The sequence below is a fragment of the Collinsella sp. AM34-10 genome, assembly GCF_003469185.1.
Lineage (GTDB): Bacteria > Actinomycetota > Coriobacteriia > Coriobacteriales > Coriobacteriaceae > Collinsella.
Map to the genome: position 1 here is coordinate 241,213 of NZ_QSIL01000001.1, position 17,159 is coordinate 258,371.

Annotated in this window: 14 protein-coding genes; 11 read left to right on the forward strand and 3 right to left on the reverse strand. The window is 59.5% G+C overall.

Features of this window, described 5'->3' with window-relative positions; translation table 11 throughout:
• Positions 1-380: 380 nt before the first annotated feature.
• On the reverse strand, positions 381-2,144 hold the full coding sequence (locus DW823_RS01010) for a hypothetical protein (protein WP_118079589.1): 1,764 nt from the start codon (positions 2,142-2,144) through the stop codon (positions 381-383).
• A 294-nt stretch (positions 2,145-2,438) separates the two neighbouring features.
• Between DW823_RS01010 and DW823_RS01015 the strand changes: the two genes are divergently transcribed.
• The 5 genes from DW823_RS01015 to DW823_RS01035 all read left to right on the forward strand — a co-directional run bounded on the left by DW823_RS01015 (position 2,439) and on the right by DW823_RS01035 (position 6,307).
• Complete coding sequence (locus DW823_RS01015; RefSeq protein WP_118079591.1) at positions 2,439-3,239, forward strand: SDR family NAD(P)-dependent oxidoreductase; 801 nt, start codon at positions 2,439-2,441, stop codon at positions 3,237-3,239.
• Positions 3,240-3,551: 312 nt separating this feature from the next.
• Positions 3,552-4,691, forward strand: a complete 1,140-nt coding sequence (tgt, locus tag DW823_RS01020) for a tRNA guanosine(34) transglycosylase Tgt (protein WP_055285790.1) — start codon at positions 3,552-3,554, stop codon at positions 4,689-4,691.
• A 133-nt stretch (positions 4,692-4,824) separates the two neighbouring features.
• Entirely contained in the window at positions 4,825-5,583 is a 759-nt protein-coding gene (locus DW823_RS01025; protein WP_118079593.1) for a TIGR00730 family Rossman fold protein, read from the forward strand.
• Positions 5,584-5,696: 113 nt separating this feature from the next.
• Positions 5,697-5,996, forward strand: a complete 300-nt coding sequence (locus tag DW823_RS01030; RefSeq protein WP_117637361.1) for a type II toxin-antitoxin system RelB/DinJ family antitoxin — start codon at positions 5,697-5,699, stop codon at positions 5,994-5,996.
• 2 nt (positions 5,997-5,998) lie between these two features.
• Positions 5,999-6,307 carry a type II toxin-antitoxin system YafQ family toxin gene (locus DW823_RS01035; RefSeq protein WP_118079595.1) on the forward strand — a complete coding sequence of 103 codons (309 nt, stop codon included), beginning with the start codon at positions 5,999-6,001 and terminating at the stop codon, positions 6,305-6,307.
• 64 nt (positions 6,308-6,371) lie between these two features.
• Here DW823_RS01035 and DW823_RS01040 read toward each other — a convergent pair whose 3' ends face one another.
• Positions 6,372-9,356 carry a DEAD/DEAH box helicase family protein gene (locus DW823_RS01040; protein WP_118079597.1) on the reverse strand — a complete coding sequence of 995 codons (2,985 nt, stop codon included), beginning with the start codon at positions 9,354-9,356 and terminating at the stop codon, positions 6,372-6,374.
• Positions 9,357-9,965: 609 nt separating this feature from the next.
• The gene (locus DW823_RS01045; protein ID WP_118079599.1) at positions 9,966-10,826 is read right to left on the reverse strand and encodes a DegV family protein; all 861 of its coding nucleotides are present in this window, start codon (positions 10,824-10,826) and stop codon (positions 9,966-9,968) included.
• Positions 10,827-10,949: 123 nt separating this feature from the next.
• On the opposite strand from DW823_RS01045, the gene DW823_RS01050 reads away from it, so the two are divergent.
• The 6 genes from DW823_RS01050 to pstB all read left to right on the forward strand — a co-directional run bounded on the left by DW823_RS01050 (position 10,950) and on the right by pstB (position 17,089).
• Entirely contained in the window at positions 10,950-11,645 is a 696-nt protein-coding gene (locus DW823_RS01050; RefSeq protein WP_233542945.1) for an HAD hydrolase-like protein, read from the forward strand.
• A gap of 54 nt (positions 11,646-11,699) precedes the next feature.
• Positions 11,700-13,136 carry a M20 family metallopeptidase gene (locus DW823_RS01055; RefSeq protein WP_118079603.1) on the forward strand — a complete coding sequence of 479 codons (1,437 nt, stop codon included), beginning with the start codon at positions 11,700-11,702 and terminating at the stop codon, positions 13,134-13,136.
• 293 nt (positions 13,137-13,429) lie between these two features.
• Positions 13,430-14,368, forward strand: coding sequence for a phosphate ABC transporter substrate-binding protein (locus DW823_RS01060; protein WP_118079605.1), 939 nt, complete (start codon positions 13,430-13,432; stop codon positions 14,366-14,368).
• Positions 14,369-14,392: 24 nt separating this feature from the next.
• On the forward strand, positions 14,393-15,301 hold the full coding sequence (gene pstC / locus DW823_RS01065) for a phosphate ABC transporter permease subunit PstC (RefSeq protein ID WP_022094994.1): 909 nt from the start codon (positions 14,393-14,395) through the stop codon (positions 15,299-15,301).
• Positions 15,294-16,220, forward strand: coding sequence for a phosphate ABC transporter permease PstA (gene pstA / locus DW823_RS01070; protein WP_233542946.1), 927 nt, complete (start codon positions 15,294-15,296; stop codon positions 16,218-16,220). Before pstC ends, pstA begins: the two co-directional genes overlap by 8 nt.
• A 107-nt stretch (positions 16,221-16,327) precedes the next feature.
• The gene (pstB, locus tag DW823_RS01075) at positions 16,328-17,089 is read left to right on the forward strand and encodes a phosphate ABC transporter ATP-binding protein PstB (RefSeq protein WP_369831680.1); all 762 of its coding nucleotides are present in this window, start codon (positions 16,328-16,330) and stop codon (positions 17,087-17,089) included.
• Positions 17,090-17,159 lie beyond the last annotated feature (70 nt).

Here is a 17,159-nt window from a genome sequence, read left to right on the forward strand (position 1 = left end):
TGTAGTTACGCGGTTTTACCAAACCGCGTAACCGGTTGACGCTGCAAACCCGCCAGAGCGGCAATCTGCCTTTCAACTTCGGCGGCATGACCAGAAGGTCAATGCCGCCTTGTTTCAAGGCACCTTGCTCGCTCTGGTGGGTTTTCGCTGTCGGTGCCAAAACACCGGCGTTGCCTTGGCTGTCAATGTGGCACTTGGGGACGTTCCTTTTGTGCCGGCACCTGGGGACGTTCCTTATGTCAAGAGATTGGTACAAGAGGGATAGGTTGCCTTGCATCAATCTAATAAGTTGCGGTGAGATAGTTCTTGAATTGGCCTTTTTGATGGCTAAACAGGAACTATCTCACCGCAACTGCCTTGAGTGTTTTTTGGCAGCTAGTTTACTTGCTCGCGAAGAGCCCGATCAGGACGATCACGAGGATTACGGCGATGATGCAGACGATGGCTCCGGTGAATTTGATGCGTGAGTCGCGGGTACGCTCGCGCACGTCGTCCTCGGCGGCTTCGAGTTGAGCCACTTCGCGCTCGGTTTCGGCGTGCTCGGCCTTATCGCGGGCCAAGGAGCCTGCGAGCGATTCGGTAATCTCGGGATGGTCGTGCACCTCGGTCGCCTGCTCGATGATCGACTGCGCATGCGCTACATCCGCCTGGGCATTGGCAATAGCCTGCTCCTGCTCTCGACGCGCCTTGTCCTCGACGGCGATCTTCTCGCGCAGTTCGCGTTGGCGCGTTGCGGCGGCGGCTTTTGCGGTCTGCAGCTCGTCGCGCGCGGCATCGGCCTCGGCCGTCACGGCCTGATGGGCACGCCTGGCGTCAGCGATGGGGGCTTGTGCCTGCTCGACGGCGTGCTCGGCGGCCGCGAGTGAGTGCTCAAGATCGGCGGTGATGTGCGGGACATCTTCCTCGGCTTTGCGCAGGGCATCGGCCGTGTCGGAGATCTGCATCGAAAGCTCGCTGGTGCGCACCGTGTAATTGGCGGGATTCGCCGAAGGATTGCGCTGCAGCTCGGCATACTCGCGGCGCAGCGTTTCGAGTTGAGCGCGCGTGGCATCGACGGTTTGCTGCGCTGCGGCAACGCCGGCGTCGCGCTCGGCCTGCACCTTGTCGCGGATGCGCTTGGAATCCTCGAGGCGGCGAACGAGGCGGTTACCGGTCTCGCGCGAGCTGGCTTCGCGCGCCTCCACGGCATCGAGTGCGGCTTTGAGACGCCGCTCGGTGGCATCGTCCTCTTCTTTTATTTGCTCGAGCTGCGCCTTGAGCTCTGTTGCCTTGGCAGCATGGGTATCGCGGCCGATTTCTGCCGCCGCGGCGGCCTTTTGTGCCGTGTCGATAGTCTGGCGCTGCTCGGCGACGATTTGGTCGTAGCGGCCTGCGATGTCCTGGCGTGTCTTGAGCTCCTCGCCTTGATCGGCGATGCGCTGCTCAAGTTCGGCCAGGTGGGCACGGGCGTCCGCGAGTGCCTTCTTTGCGGCGTTCATCTCGCGCATGGCCGAGGCACCCTGGGCGATAAAGGCGCCCACGGCGCTGGCGGTGTTTGAGACGGCGCCTCCCAGATCGCGGCTGGCTGCTGGGGTGTGCAGGGCGGTCGGGTGAGCGGCGTTCGCCGTGCCCGCATCGGGCGTCTGCGGCGTGGCGATGCTGCCGGTGCCGCCCTCGACTACGGAAAAGCCGGCAGCGTGCGGGTCGACTGCATCGGCACCAATGGTGGGGTGCTCAAGCTGCAGGAACGAGGGCAGGGTGCTGCCTTGGTCGGCAACGGGGGTCTCGCCGGGCACGAAGGTCGAGGCGGCCTCGGCGGCCTCCTCTTCTTCGGCGTCAATATCGGCGTCGGCCACGGCGTTTTTCATCGCTTTGACGGCATCCATCATGGAGTCCATGACGGCATCGAGCTCTTCTTCCGAAGACACCTCGATAGGGCCTTCTGCTTGCGGGGCGGCGTCCTTTTCGGGGGCGTCGTCCTGAGCGGCCGAATCGTCGTTTTGCTCGCCGGCATCTTCGGCCGTAGGGATTTCCGTCGCAGCGCCGTTATCTAGAGTGGCGTCGTCGACGTCGGTATCATTGCAGGTCGCAGCGTCAGTATCTGCGGCGACGTCTGCTGAATCATCAATATGCTGTTGAGTCTGGGGGTCCAGCTCGTCTGTCATAGGCATGTGCTCCTCATCGTTGTTTGTCACCCTATGATAAAGTCTCGCGCCGACATCCCGCGCCCCGCAGCAAAGTTTCAAAACGTGTTCGATGACTCGCTTGGATAGCAAAAATTCATCCTCTAAAGTCAGTTTACGCTTGACATTCCCTTCGCCGAATGACGTTGCGCCGTTCGCCTGCTGCGGTCTTTATTTTTCACTTGAACACGCTAAAGTTGCATTTCAGCTTTTGGCGCGTGAAGTTGGATACGCGCAGTCGGCGGGTGTGCCCGTCGCGATTCGAAAGGACTTTGTATGGGACTTTTCACTGGTAAGACCGTGATCGTCACCGGCGGCGGCAAGGCCACGCTCAAGGACGGTTCCGCTGGCTCCATCGGTTACGGCATCGATATCGCTTTTGCCAAGGAGGGCGCAAACCTCGTCATTACCGGCCGCAACGTTGCCAAGCTCGAGGCTGCCAAGGAGTCCCTCGAGGCCGACTACGGCGTCAAGGTTCTGCCTGTTCAGGCCGATGTCTCGGCTGGTCAGGACAACGAGGCCGTCGTCCAGAACGTCATCGACAAGGCCATCGAGGAGTTCGGCCGCATCGACGCCGTCGTCAACAATGCCCAGGCCAGCGCTTCGGGCGTGACCATTGCCGATCACACCATGGACCAGTTTAACCTGGCCATTTACTCCGGCCTGTATGCCACCTATCTGTACATGCAGAAGGCCTATCCGCACCTGAAGGAGACCAAGGGTTCCGTGGTCAACTTTGCCTCGGGCGCCGGTCTGTTTGGCAACTACGGCCAGTGCAGCTACGCCGCCGCCAAGGAAGGCATCCGCGGCTTGACCCGCGTTGCCGCCAACGAGTGGGGCAAGGACGGCATCAACGTCAACATCGTGTGCCCGCTTGCTTGGACCGCTGCGCTCGAGAACTTCCAGGATGCCTATCCCGAGGCGTTCAAGGCCAACGTCCATATGCCGCCGGCGGGTCATTACGGCGACGTCGAGAAGGAGATCGGCCGCGTGGTCGTTCAGCTCTGCGGCCCCGACTTTAAGTACATGAACGGTGAGACCGTCACCCTCGAGGGTGGCATGGGCCAGCGGCCTTAGGGGTTACGCGGTTTTACCAAACCGCGTAACGGCTCGACGCTGCGCGGTCACCAGAGCGACAACTTGTCATTCAAAGAGGGCGGCATGACCAGAAGGTCTATGCCGCCCTCTTTTCATGCCAATTTGTTCGCTCTGGCGACCGCTCGCTGACGTTGCTAGAACATCGGCGTTGCCTTGGCTGTTGGATGTAGTCGCTGGGGACGTACTTAAACGACTATGGCCCCTTTGCACCAGTTTCTGTCGAGTCGGTGCTCCTTGCGGGTTGCCCGTATAATGGTTTGCGTATGAACCGCAACCAAGGAGTTCCAGTTTATGGACCAGAGCCTTTTTAAATTCGACCTGATCGCCGAGGACCCGACGACGCACGCGCGTGCCGGCGTACTGCACACCCCGCACGGCGATATCGAGACGCCAATCTTTATGCCCGTGGGCACCAAGGCAAACGTCAAGGGTATTCCTACCGAGACCGTCAAACAGCTCGGCGCCCAGATCGTGCTTGCCAACACCTATCACCTGTCCATGCGTCCCGGCGAGGACACCATTGCCGAGCTGGGCGGCCTGCACAAGTTTATGAACTGGCACGGCCCCATTCTTACCGATTCGGGCGGCTTCCAGGTGTTCAGCCACAACGACGCCGTCAAGCTCACCGACGAGGGCGTGCGCTTTATCGTCAACGACTACGACGGCCGCCACGTGTTCTGGACGCCCGAGGACAACATGGAAATCGCCATGAAGCTCGGCTCCGATATCTGCATGCAGCTCGACCAGTGCCCGGGCTATCCCGCCACGCGCGCCTACGTCGAGCGCGCCGTTGAGCTGTCGAGTATGTGGGCCGAGCGCTGCTATAAGGCGCATACCCGCGATGACCAGGCGCTCTTTGGCATCGTCCAAGGCGGCATGCACCTGGACCTGCGCCTGCGCTCGCTGCGCCATCTGGAGGAGTGCGGCGACTTCCCGGGTTACGGCATCGGCGGCTATTCGGTGGGCGAAGACCACGAGACCATGTTCGAGACGCTGGCACCGCTGGTTTCCGAGTACATGCCTAAGCACAAGCCGCGCTACCTCATGGGCGTCGGCAACCCTACCACGCTCGTGCGCGGCGTTGGCGTGGGCATCGACATGTTCGACTGCGTGCTGCCGACGCGCACCGGCCGCATGGGTACGGCGTTCTCCAGTGAAGGTCGCCTTAACTTCCGCAACGCGCGCTTTGCGCACGACGACGGCCCCATCGACCCCACCTGCACCTGCCCGGTGTGCACGGGCGGCTACAGCCGTGCGCTCATCCGTCACATGGTCACGCAGAAGGAGATGCTCGGCGGTATTCTGCTGTCGATGCACAACATTTACTACCTGCTCAACCTTATGCAGCGTGCCCGTCAGGCCATTATCGAGGGCCGCTACGGCGCGTTTGTGAGCGACTGGATGAACAGTCCTGCGGCGGTGGATTACTAAGAGCCGCGACCGCTGACCGATGCCTTGCAAGCACTTGATGCATCGTGGGTACCATACCGAATAGTTGATGTTCGGGCGGGTGTTTGACGCATGGCGTCGACCCCGCCCGTTTCTATTTTCGATAGGAGTGCCCATGATTAAGAATGAGAACGTCGAGGGCGAGCCGGCTTACGACGAGACGTACCGGCGCGGTCCCGTGGTCATGCGCGGCCCCATGATTCCCAAGGACAACACCTACGCCAACCTGCTGGCACCCGAGGACTCGACCGACTGGTTGCACACCGACCCCTGGCGCGTGCTGCGCATTCAGGCAGAGTTCGTCGATGGCTTTGGCGCGCTTGCCGAGCTTGGTCCTGCGGTGACCATCTTCGGCAGTGCCCGCACGCCCAAGACAGATCCGCTCTACAAGGCGGCTCGCACGGTCGGTCGCAAAATCGCCCAACGCGGCGTGGCGGTTATCACCGGCGGTGGCCCCGGCGTCATGGAGGCGGCCAACAGGGGAGCGGCGAGCGTGAACGGCAAGTCGGTCGGCTTGGGTATCGAGCTTCCGCACGAACACGGGCTCAACAAATACGTGAACCTCGGCATGGATTTTCGTTACTTCTTTGTGCGCAAGACCATGTTCGTCAAATACAGCTCGGGCGCCATCGTGTTTCCCGGCGGCTTTGGCACGCTCGACGAGATGTTCGAGGTGCTCACGCTGGTGCAGACGCACAAGGTCAAGCGTATGCCGCTCGTTTTGGTGGGCACCGAGTACTGGCAGGGCCTGTTCGATTGGCTCAACGGCCCGGTGATGGACGCCGGTATGATTAGCCCGCTCGATCCGGAGCTGGTGCACATTACCGACGACCTCAACGAGGCCGTCGATATCGCCCTGAGCGGGCTGATGTAGGGCGAGCGCGCCTGTCGTTGTAGTGACGAGAAGGCAGACTGATGCTATTTAACATCAGTCTGCCTTCTAAACTGGGTATACTGATGCAAAAGACGAGAGCGAGGAGGTCGCGTATGTCTACTGCAACGGTTAAGCCTACGACGGTTCGCATCGAAGAGGGGCTCAAGGAACAGGCGACTGAGTTCTTGGATACAGTTGGCCTGAGTCTCAATTCGTATCTCAACCTTGCTGTTCGGCAGCTGGTAAATCAGCGAAAGATTCCGTTTGAGATTGTGGGTCGGCCCGAAGTTCCCAACGAGGCGACGAGGCGCGCCATGGTGATTGCCGAGGCTCATGAGTTGGGGATTCTGCCAGACGACAGCCCGTCATTCAATAACGCTGATGAGCTTATATCGTTCCTCGATGAGGACTAGCGATGTTTGAGATTAAAGTCGAGGCTCAGTTTAAGGCGGATTACAAACGGACGACGCGCATCCATCCGCAGCTAAAAACCGAGTTTAAGGCGGCAGTCGCAGAGCTTGCAGCTCGCGGCTCGCTTCCCGCGGAATATGGCGCCCATGAGCTTTCAAACCCGGGCGGCAATTACAACGGCCACATCGATTTCCATCTATCCGATGGGTTGGTCGATGTGGTCGTTCTGTACTTGCCGCATAAGACTAATCCTGTGATCCGACTGGTCAGAATGGGCTCGCATGAGGAACTGTTCCGGGGCCCGCAGGGCTGATTGCCGATTTCTAAGTTGCGGTGGAATAGGGATTGATTTGCGGCTGATAAGCCAAAAACAGTCCCTATTCCACCGCAAGTGGTGGGGATGTCCTGCCTGTTGACGTGGCATCTGGCTTTCCCTTGTGGTTGATTTCGTCTAAGAGCTCCGCTGCGATCTCGCTGTTTTTGAACCTGATGCTGCAGTCTTCTTTCTTGGGGAAAGCTAGTAGCGGGATCGTTCCGTACCAGATAGTTTCTTCGTCAATTATCGCTGCACACAAACGTCCTTCTGCTCTAATGGCATGCTCGACGTTCATTTTTGCCAAAGTCTCGCTTGCATCTTCGCGCGGAGTCGAGGCAATGAAAAACTCAAGAGCAATCCCTCGGGCAGTGGCACCTTTGATTGCATCGCCGAGCTTTGCGAGGCAGGCGGCGGATGCGTAGGGCGCGGCAATGAAGATGCTCTTAGCGGCGCCAACGATGTCTTCAACCAGAGTCTCTACGGCATTAGCCGGTTCTATGAGAATGTTTTGATCGGACTGCTCGCTGCCTCCGGTCACGTAGACTTCGTACCCGAGCTTGGCGTAGGTCTTGAGTCTCTTCTGGTACATGCGGGCGAGCATGGGTATAGATAAATCAACGTAGTCGAATATCTCAACCCGTCGCTTGCCCTCGTGGCTTCTATGGAGCCTGCCTGCCTGCTGCGTGATGCTGCCGTCCCACGATATCGGCGTGGCAATGAGTAGAGTGTCAAGGTAGGACAGATCGAAGCCCTCGCCCAAAAGGCTTTCGGTGGCGACGATGATTCGATGTTCATGCTCGAAGCGGGGAAGACTGCTCAGTATCGTTTTTCTTTCTTTGGCGTCGATTTCCCCGGTCAGGAGAACGGGTTCGTGTCCTTGGTTTTTGAGCATCCCGAACAGCTCCTCGGCATGCTTTTTCCTTTTAGTCAGCACGAGCGGATGCCGGCCGTTTGACGCAGCTTCAATAGCGTCGTTGACAATCAATTCGTTTCTAGCTGCATGCGTGCACAGCAGGTCGAGAATCTGATTGAAGCTTGCACCTGGCTCGTAGGCGGGTAGTCGAATTCCAGTAAAACGAGGCCGTACGATGCGCTGGATGCCCTGCTGAATCGCTTGCGCTTTTGGATCGATAACATAACGGAGCGGGCCGCAGAGCATGGAGAGCGCCCGCGTAAGGCCGTCGGATCGTTCGGGCGTCGCAGAAAGGCCGTATACGTATTTGGCCGGGGCGGACTTGAGAATAAGCTCGAGCTGTGGTGCGGCGGCATGGTGGCATTCGTCGCAGATAATGAGGCCGTAATTACGAACAAGGCCCTTAACTATCGGCTCTCCGGTTTGACGGTCTTTGCCAGATAACGACTGGAACGAAGCGATGTCGACGAGGCCGCTTACGGCCATTTTGCCTCCTCCTATTTGTCCGATGACCGGAGGCTGCCTTTTGCTGATTCGTCCTTTTGGGGTTCGGACGGGCTCCCTGTTGTCCGTAATGTCGATAAATCGCTCGAGCTGGGATTTCCATTGGGTTATGAGTGCGGTTTTGGGAACGATGACGAGCGTTGGAAGACCAATGGATGCAATAAGATAAGCTCCGACGACTGTTTTACCGAAGCCTGTCGGCGCGGACATGATTCCGTCTTCGTATATGAGCATCTGATCAGCGGCGATTTGCTGCTCAGGGCGAAGGACTCCTTTAAATGCCATAACAATCGGATTGCCCGATTTGCGCTCGTCTGAATAGTGGGCGGTAACGCCGGTCTCTTGAACTAGCCGCTCAAGTTGAGTTTTGCAGCCCCGGGGAATTGCAACATGACCATCTCTCAGTTCGCTAAGGTCTATGAGTCGCGGTTTGCCGAATACTGATTGATGCATGGACTGCGCGCGATAGAATGCCGGATTGGCAAATGTCGCAAGTCCGCGGATTTCCATTTGAGCTGCTGGACTCAGAGACTTCTCGGGGATGTACAGCATATCGGCTTGAATAACGGGCAGCGATGAGGGAAAGTCCCGCGATGTGAGTGGTAGTCGCTTTCGTGGTCTTTGGGCATACCGTTTGCCCTTGTTTGCCACCGTAGTTGTTGCTGGTCCGTGTGGGTTGTTTCCAGGGGCCTCAATCAGATCTTGCACCGTCGAGCGCGGAATCAGCTGGACTTGTGATAGATAGAGCCATTGGTCGGGAAAGGGCTTGAATTGTTCGTCTACAAATACACTGTTTCCTTCACGTTGCGCCTTGCCTTGAAAGGGGAGTGCGATGAGGTTTCCGAAGCCTCCATCGGGAATAGTGGCCTGAGCGGGTAGCATTCGATCAAAGGCCTCGAACGTGATTGTCTTATTATGCGCCGCAGCTTCGGTTATGAGGCAACTTCCAAACTCTCGGGCAGCCTTTGCGCTGATTGGCTCGAGGAAGAAAAACCAGATGTGGGCGCCGTTGCCGGACCTTGAGCGCTCAACGGCGGCGTTAATGCCCCGTCGTATTGCAACAAGCCGTACGGCATTTGTTGCCTCTTTCCAGTCCGCTTTGTCAAAATCGATGACGAGAACTTTCGTGTTGCAGTTCCTATCGAGAACATATTGCCCGAGGACATCGCGGAACCGGTCATCGTTGCCTTTAAAGTGAGCAATGATTGCGGCATCGCTTAATTCCGGGAAGACGCGATTGCTGCATTCTACACATTTAACTCTTTGATGGGCTGCTTTGGGGCAAATTCCTGGCTCCCACTCATTAGCACAAGCAGGCGTATAGCCAATGCCCCCGTCCTTTCTGCGATATCCATGAGCGTAAACATCTTTGCGCCCGGTAAAGAGACTGCGAAAGAGCTCGAGTTTATCGCGTGCTGGGCTCGCGCTGGTGACGATGCCCTCGATTTGTGCTCGTTCATCGAACAAAGCGCCAGCTTCTTCCCACTCTTCTAGCGTTGCGTAGCGTACGTCTGAACCGTTGTTGCAAATGACGATTTGTCGGTGTTGGTCCGATATATGTGTGATCGTCTGATCGTATTTAAATTGTGCGGTCCCAAAGAGGGCGTATTGATGCATGGCGTTGCCCATTTGAATGCCGTCCTTGTATTGGAGTTGTTGAGACGAGGGTACGGCATTACGGCTTTTTGGGATATGTAATTTCGATTCAAGTTTGCTAATGGCAAGGGATTATTCTGCGAGCGGCTTTCGGTCGATGCCAAGGCGCGCGACGGCCCTTGATAATCAGGGTTTGCGGTCATATGGGTAGCCGGAGGCGTAAAGAGCGGACCTCATTCAGACCCGGTGGGCAAAAAATGGCAAATATGAGTACTGTTGCCCGGTTAGTCTCATATCATTTGAGAAGCATCTAAGACCAATTGACTGAGTTTTAGTATATTCACCCCCCCCCTAAACACGACGATTCGGGGCTTTATGGAGCTTGAAATCGGTGGGAGCGGGCAATTTCAGCGAAATTTTGCTGTTACTAAATTTATGACAGTACTCATATTTGCCATTTTTTGCCCACCGGGTACCGCTAGGGGCTAGTCGAAGCTCCCCTAAACAGCTGGGAATGCGCCGATCGTCAGCATATCTTGTATATGGATGGCTCAGCAAAAGAAGTTGCGGTGAAATAGGGATTGATTTGTGGCCATACGCCAAAAAACAGTCCCTATTCCACCGCAAGTGGTAAAGGTGCCCCTAGTGGATGGGCTGGTAGCGGGGGCAGTAGCTGATGGCGATGGCGTCGACGCCTACGTGGGTGGCGATGGTGCAGCCGATGGGGCCGGTGCCGGCGTCTACGTAGTCTTGGCCCGCGAGCGCTTGGCTGACGAGCTCGTGCTCCTCGGTGGCGCCGGTTGTGAGCACGCGCACGCTAGAGCCCGGGTGCTCGGCCAAAAATGCGAGGCAATCGGCCATGGTGTTGGCGACGATGCGCTTGGCGCCGCGGCCCTTTTTGATGGCCTTGATCTCGCCCGATTTCCACTCCGGCGAAACGGCCAGACGAATGTTGAGCATCTGCGTCAGCTGGCCAGCGAGCTTGGGCGCGCGGCCGTTCTTGACCAGGTTCTCGAGTGTGCGCGGAATCAGCAGCAGATGGGCGTCGGGCAGCGTCGCACGGATCTGCGCCTCGGTCTCGTCCAGGCTGCGGCCGTCCTCGCGCATGGCCAGCGCGTACTCCACCAGCAAACCCTCGGCGCCCGAACCGGTGCGCGAATCGATGCAGCGCACGTCGAGCTCGTGCGTTTCGGCCGTCAGGCTGGCGTTGGCGTAGCAGGCAGACCACTCGCTGCACAGCGAGATAAAGATGGCACTATCATGGCCGTCGGCGAGCACGCGGTCAAAGAGCGCCTTGAACTCGCCGGCGCTCGGCTGCGAGGTGTGCGGCAGCTGCTCGGAGCCGGCCATGCGCGCGACGTACTCCCCGGCGGTAATCTGCACCTGGTCGAGCAGATCCTCGCCCTCGATAATCACATGCAGCGGAATCACGTAAATGCCGAGCTCTTGGGCGCGGGCGGGGGAGATGTCCGACGTGGAGTCGGTTATGATGGCAAAAGACATAATTGCACCTTTCGTTGGAGCGCTTGTGCGCCGCCTTCTGAGAGCAAAGTGCGACAAGTATAGTAGAGTCGTTCCACATTACTAGGTTCAATTGTTGAATAGTCAACAGTTTGAAGTGTCGGTGTGGAAATCGTCAACTGGGGAAGAGGAATGCCGATGGGGGCGTTGGAGATAGGCAAACGGCCGGTCGTGCTGTTCGATTTTGACGGCACGGTGGCAGATACGGGCCGGGCGGTGATGACCTCGACGTGCAAGACGCTGGCTGCGCGCGGGTTTTCGGAGGCGCAGATGGGTGATCTGCGCCGCATGATCGGGCCGCCCCTGTGGAAGAGCTTTCACGACTTTTACGGCTTTTCCCGCGAGGAGTCGCTTGTGGTGGCCGACGAGTACCGTGCTTTTTTTGATGAGCTGGGACCGGAGGAGTATCCCGTGTTCGACGGGGTCCCCGAGTTTCTGGATGGGTTGGCCGCCCGGGGCAAGCGTATGGCCGTGGCGACGTCGCGCATGGAGGCAAAGTGCATCGATATGGTACGTGAGCTCGGGCTTTCTCAGTTTGAGGCGGTGGTCGGCATGAATCCGTCGCAGGGGCGCGAGACCAAGGCCGATTCGGTTCGCGATGCCCTGGCGGCGCTCGGCGCGACGGCGGGCGATGCCGTGATGATCGGCGATCGCTTTAACGACGTGGAAGGCGCGCACGCGATGAGCGTGCCGTGCATCGGCATTTATTCGGGTGCGGCGGCGCCGGGGGAGCACGAGGCAGCGGGCGCCGATGCGGTGGTGCACTCGGTGGCCGAGCTTGCTAAACTTTTCGCTATCTAATGACGTGATGTGAGGGGCGGGCACGCTCGCCGCTCATTGCTAAGGAGGTCGTCCATGAATCAGGTGGAGCAGAGCGTTGCCGAGTATGTCGACGAGGTCTGGGAGGATGTCGTCGCCGATATCGAGCAGCTGGTGAGTTATCCGTCCGTGGCAGTTTCTGCTGATGCAGAGCCCGGTGCGCCGTTTGGCCGCCCGGTTCGTGATGCGCTCGATTGCGCGCTCGGCATCGCGCAAAAGCTCGGCTACCAGACGAGCGATGACGAGGGTTATGTGGGCATTGCCGATATCCCGGGCCGCGGCGATAAGCAGCTTGCGACTATCTGTCATGTGGACGTGGTGCCCGCAGGCCCCGGCTGGAACACCGACCCGTTTGCGATGGAGCGTCGCGAGGACTGGCTGCTCGGCCGCGGCGTGATCGACGACAAGGGTCCGGCCGTGCTGTCGCTCTACGCCGGCGCCTACCTGCTCAAGCACGGCATCGTTCCGCGCTACACCTTCCGCGCGCTGCTGGGCTGCGATGAGGAAGTGGGCATGTCCGACGTTCACCATTATCTGGAGAACTACGCGAATCCTGACTTTCTGTTTACGCCCGATGCCGAGTTCCCGGTCTGCAATGCCGAGAAGGGCCAGTTTGGGGCGACGTTCGTGAGCCCCAAGATCGACGGCGGGCGCATCGTGTCGTGGAGCGGCTCCGAGGCGAGCAATGCCATTCCGTCGCAGTCCATCTGCGAGCTTGCAATTGCCGCCGATGAGCTGCCGGCGCCCGTTGAGAACGTCGACCGCCTGGAGATCACGGCGCTTGATAACGGGCATGCGCAGATTTTCGCCCACGGTATTGGCGGCCACGCTTCGATGCCTGAGGGCACCATCAACGCCGTCGGCCTGATCGTGTCGTATCTGCGCGAGGCCGAGGACGCGTTTGGTGCACGCGATGAGCGCCTGCTGACGCCTGCCGAGCACGAGTTCGTCAAGTTCCTGGCCTTTGTGCATGCGGATGCCTATGGCCGCGGCCTGGGTATCGATGCGACGAGTCCGGCGTTTGGCCCGCTTACCTGCAACGCTGGCGTCATTCGCGTGGCGGATGGCCATATTGAGCAGGTCATCGACGTGCGCTTCCCCGACAGCACGAGTGCCGATACCATCCGCGAGCAGCTCGACCCGCTCGTGGGGCGCTTTGGCGTGACGTGTCGTGTGGGTCGTGCAAAGGTGCCGTTCTCGGTCTCTGCCGACGATCCGGCCGTGAAGGCGCTTATCGATACCTATAACGAGTTCACGGGCAAGCATGCCGAGCCCTTTGCCATGGGCGGCGGCACGTATGCGCGCAACTTTGCCCGCGCCGTCTCGTTTGGCCCAGAGGAGACCGGCCTGGAGCTGCCCGCATGGGGCGGCCAGATGCACGGCCCCAACGAGTGCGCCAACGAGGAGCAGCTCAAGCAAGCACTCAAGATCTATATCGTGGCAATCCTTCGTCTAAACGAACTGGAGCTTTAAGGTTACGCGGTTTCCTAATCTAAGTTGCGGTGGAATAGTTCCTAGAATGGGCCATTTGATGGCCAAACAGGAATTATTTCACCGCAACTTCGTTTTTATTGGTGTAAAAGGCGGGTCATGCTTGGTGGTGAATTTGTTATTCGTTTGTAAAGCCGAGCCGCGCTTGCGGTAAGGGTCTATCAGATGCCCGTAAGAAACCGCAGTTGGCGCGAGCGCTGCCCGGTCGGGGCCGTATCTTTCCAAACAGCAAAGCGGGCAGGGTGCCCGCGATTCGCATGTATGAAAGGAAGATCATGCTCGATCAGGCTTATTCTCGTCGTCAGTTCCTCGGCCTCGCTGGTGGTCTTGCCAGCATCGTCGGCCTCGGCCTCGTTGGCTGCGGTGGCGCAGGCGCTTCCAACGCTGCCGACAAGGGTAGCGCCGCTGCTGCCGAGTCCGTCTCCGGCGAGGTGACCTACGACGGTGCCTCTTCGTTCCAGGCTCTCGTCGAGGCCGCTGCCGAGAAGTTCATGGATGCCAACCCGGACGTCTCCGTCTCCGGCTCGGGCAACGGTTCGGGCAAGGGCCTGACCGCTGTCGCCGCCGGTACCGTTACCATCGGTAACTCCGACGTCTTCGCCGAGACCAAGCTCGAGGCCGACCAGGTCAAGAACCTCGTCGACCACGAGGTCGCCGTTGTGGGCATGGGTCCCGTCGTCTCCAAGAACGTGACGGTCGACGACCTGTCCCTTGAGCAGCTCAAGGGCATCTTCTCCGGCCAGATCACCAACTGGAAGGAGGTCGGCGGCGACGACGCCACCATCGTCGTGCTCAACCGCAAGGCCGGCTCCGGTACCCGAGCCACCTTCGAGGCAGCCGTCTTTGGCGACGAGGCCGTCGACTTTAAGGGCGACGCCGAGCTCGACAAGTCCGGCGATGTCCAGACTCAGATGGGCAGCACCGACAACGCCATCTCCTACCTGGACTTCTCGCACTTCGATGACTCCAAGTTCAACGCCATCAAGGTCGAGGGCGTGGAGCCCAAGAGCGCAAACGTCACCGACGACTCCTTTAAGATCTGGGCTACCGAGCACATGTACTGCGCTAAGGACGCCGACGAGGCCACCAAGGCCTTCCTGGAGTTCATGCTTTCCGACGACGTCCAGGGCAAGCTCGTCGAGGAGCAGGGCTTCATCCCCGTCTCTGCCATGAAGGTCGTCAAGGACGCCAGCGGCAAGGTTTCTGCTAAATAAGTAATCGCCCCGGAAAGGTTTGCAATGGCAAAGCAACTGCCAAAGCGCGACCTTGAGAACGTGGGCCTGGGCGTCACGGGTGCGTGCGTAGCGCTCGTGACGCTTGTCGTTGCCGCGCTCATCTTTATGGTCGCCCAAAAGGGCCTCTCGGCTTTTCTCAAGGACGGCGTTTCGGTCGTCGAGTTCTTTACCGGCACCAAGTGGGACCTGGCCAACACGGCTAAAAACGGCCTGCCCTATACCGGCGCCCTGCCCCTGATCGTCACCTCGTTTGCGGTCATGGTGCTCTCCACGCTCATCGCGCTGCCCATCGCCATCGGCTCTGCCATCTTTGCGGTCGAGATTCGACCTAAGTTTGGTTCCAAGATCTTTCAGCCGCTTATTGAGCTTTTGACCGGCATTCCCTCGGTCGTCTTTGGCCTCATCGGCTTTCACGTGGTCGTCGGCCTTATGAAGAGCGTTTTCCACGTGAGCACGGGTCTGGGCATCTTGCCCGGCGCCATCGTGCTGGCCGTCATGATCCTGCCGACCATGACCACCCTTTCGGTCGATGGTCTGCGCGCCGTGCCCGACAGCTACCGCCAGGGCTCGCTCGCTCTGGGCTACACCCGCTGGCAGACCATCTGGCACGTGGTGCTCAAGTCCGCCATGCCGTCGCTCATGACCGCGGTCATCCTTGGCATGACGCGTGCCTTTGGCGAGACGCTCGCCGTGCGTATGGTCATCGGCGGCATCGAGGCCATGCCGACGTCGCTGCTGTCGCCGGCGTCCACCATCACCACCACGCTCACCACGTCTATGGCGGTCTATGCCGAGGGCTCGGCCCAGGACGATGTTCTGTGGGCGCTCGGTCTGCTGCTGATGGGCATGAGCCTCATCTTCATCCTGATCATCCACCTTATCGGCCGCAAGGGGGCGAAGGCTCGTGGCTAGCACGCGCATCCATATCGACGAGGCGAGGTTCGGGCGCGTCCAAAAGCAGGACCGCATCGCCACGGGCGTGCTGACGGCGATCGCCGCCATCGTCATGCTCATCGTCGTCTCCATGGTGGCCTATATCCTGTTCGAGGGCGTCTCGACGCTGTTCCAGCCGGGCTTTCTCACGCAGCCGTCGCGCGCCAACGGTACCCAGGGTGGCGTGCTCTACCAGCTGTTCGACTCGTTCTACCTGCTGCTGATCACTCTGGTCATCTCGGTGCCCATCAGTCTGGGCGGGGCGGTCTTCCTGGTTGAGTACGCGCCGAACGGCCCTATCCGCGACATCGCCTCTACCGCCATCGAGACGCTGTCCTCGTTGCCTTCCATCGTCGTCGGCATGTTCGGCTTTCTGGTGTTCTCGGTGCAGCTGGGCTGGAAGTACTCCATCATCTCCGGCGCTGTCGCGCTCACCATGTTCAATATCCCCATCCTGGTGCGCGTGATCCAGCAGGCGCTCGAGGACGTGCCACAGGCCCAGCGCGATGCATGCCTGGCCATGGGCCTTACCCGCTGGGAGGCCACGCTGCACATCCTGATTCCCGAGGCCATGCCCGCCATCGTGACCGGCATTGTGCTTTCGGCCGGCCGTGTGTTTGGCGAGGCCGCGGCACTGCTCTTTACCTCGGGCATGAGCTCGCCGGTGCGTCTGAACTTCTTGAGCTTTAACCTGTCGAGCCCCACCTGCGCCTGGAACGTGTTCCGTCCCGGCGAGTCGCTCGCCGTGCACATCTACAAGATCTATGGCGAGGGCAGCCCCGAGGCTCAGCAGATCGTTTGGGGCACCGCTGCACTGCTGATGATTTGCGTGCTGCTGTTTAACGTAATCGCCCGTATCGTGGGCAAGCAACTGGCAAGGAGGATGACGGCCGAGTGAGCGAGATGAAAGCAACACCCGCAGCCGAAGCGGCACCGTCCGAGACCCAGAACTTCCTGTCGAGCGTGGGGGAGAGCGAGAAGCGCGTGCGCGCGAGCGGCAAGGCCGTGAGCGACGAGGTCGTGCTCTCCACCAAGGACGTCAACGTGTACTATGGCGACCACCATGCCCTGCACGATACGTCGCTCGACTTTCACAAGGGCGAGATCACGGCGCTCATCGGGCCTTCGGGCTGCGGTAAGTCGACCTTCTTACGCAGCCTCAACCTGATGAATCGCGAGATTCGCGGCTGCCGCGTGGAGGGCGAGATCAACTACCGCGGGCGCAACGTGAACACCAAGACCGAGAACACCTACGAGTTGCGTCGCTCCATTGGCATGGTATTCCAACAGCCCAACCCTTTCCGCAAGTCCATTCGCGACAACATTACGTTTGCGCCCAGGCGTCACGGCATTACCGACCGCGACGAGCTTGATCGTATGGTCGAGGAAAGTCTGCGTGGTGCGGCGCTGTGGGACGAGGTCAAGGACAAGCTCGACAAGAGTGCCTACGCGCTTTCGGGCGGCCAGCAGCAGCGTTTGTGCATTGCACGCACGCTGGCGCTCAACCCCGACGTGATTCTGTTCGACGAGCCCTGCTCGGCGCTCGACCCCATCTCGACGCTGGCGATCGAGGACCTCATGTCATCGATCGTTGTCGACCGCGCCATCGTCATCGTGACGCACAACATGGAGCAGGCGTCGCGTGTGTCCAACCGCACGGCGTTCTTCTACATGGGCGATATGGTCGAGTACGACGAGACTGACGAGATTTTCCAACGGCCCAAGGATAAGCGGCTGAATGATTACCTCACCGGCATGTTCTCCTAGTCCGGGACATGCTTGAGGCCCGCGGCGGCCACGGTTGCCGCGGGACTGATTGGAGAGGCGGGTCATCTCT

Coding starts and splice junctions, on each gene's coding strand:
- DW823_RS01045 (WP_118079599.1), bottom strand. CDS start 10,826: ATGTCTTTTGCCATCATAACCGACTCCACGTCGGACATCTCCCCCGCC.
- DW823_RS01035 (WP_118079595.1), top strand. CDS start 5,999: ATGTTTGAGATTAAAGTCGAGGCTCAGTTTAAGGCGGATTACAAACGG.
- tgt (WP_055285790.1), top strand. CDS start 3,552: ATGGACCAGAGCCTTTTTAAATTCGACCTGATCGCCGAGGACCCGACG.
- DW823_RS01025 (WP_118079593.1), top strand. CDS start 4,825: ATGATTAAGAATGAGAACGTCGAGGGCGAGCCGGCTTACGACGAGACG.
- DW823_RS01040 (WP_118079597.1), bottom strand. CDS start 9,356: ATGGGCAACGCCATGCATCAATACGCCCTCTTTGGGACCGCACAATTT.
- DW823_RS01015 (WP_118079591.1), top strand. CDS start 2,439: ATGGGACTTTTCACTGGTAAGACCGTGATCGTCACCGGCGGCGGCAAG.
- DW823_RS01030 (WP_117637361.1), top strand. CDS start 5,697: ATGTCTACTGCAACGGTTAAGCCTACGACGGTTCGCATCGAAGAGGGG.
- DW823_RS01060 (WP_118079605.1), top strand. CDS start 13,430: ATGCTCGATCAGGCTTATTCTCGTCGTCAGTTCCTCGGCCTCGCTGGT.
- DW823_RS01010 (WP_118079589.1), bottom strand. CDS start 2,144: ATGACAGACGAGCTGGACCCCCAGACTCAACAGCATATTGATGATTCA.
- DW823_RS01055 (WP_118079603.1), top strand. CDS start 11,700: ATGAATCAGGTGGAGCAGAGCGTTGCCGAGTATGTCGACGAGGTCTGG.
- pstC (WP_022094994.1), top strand. CDS start 14,393: ATGGCAAAGCAACTGCCAAAGCGCGACCTTGAGAACGTGGGCCTGGGC.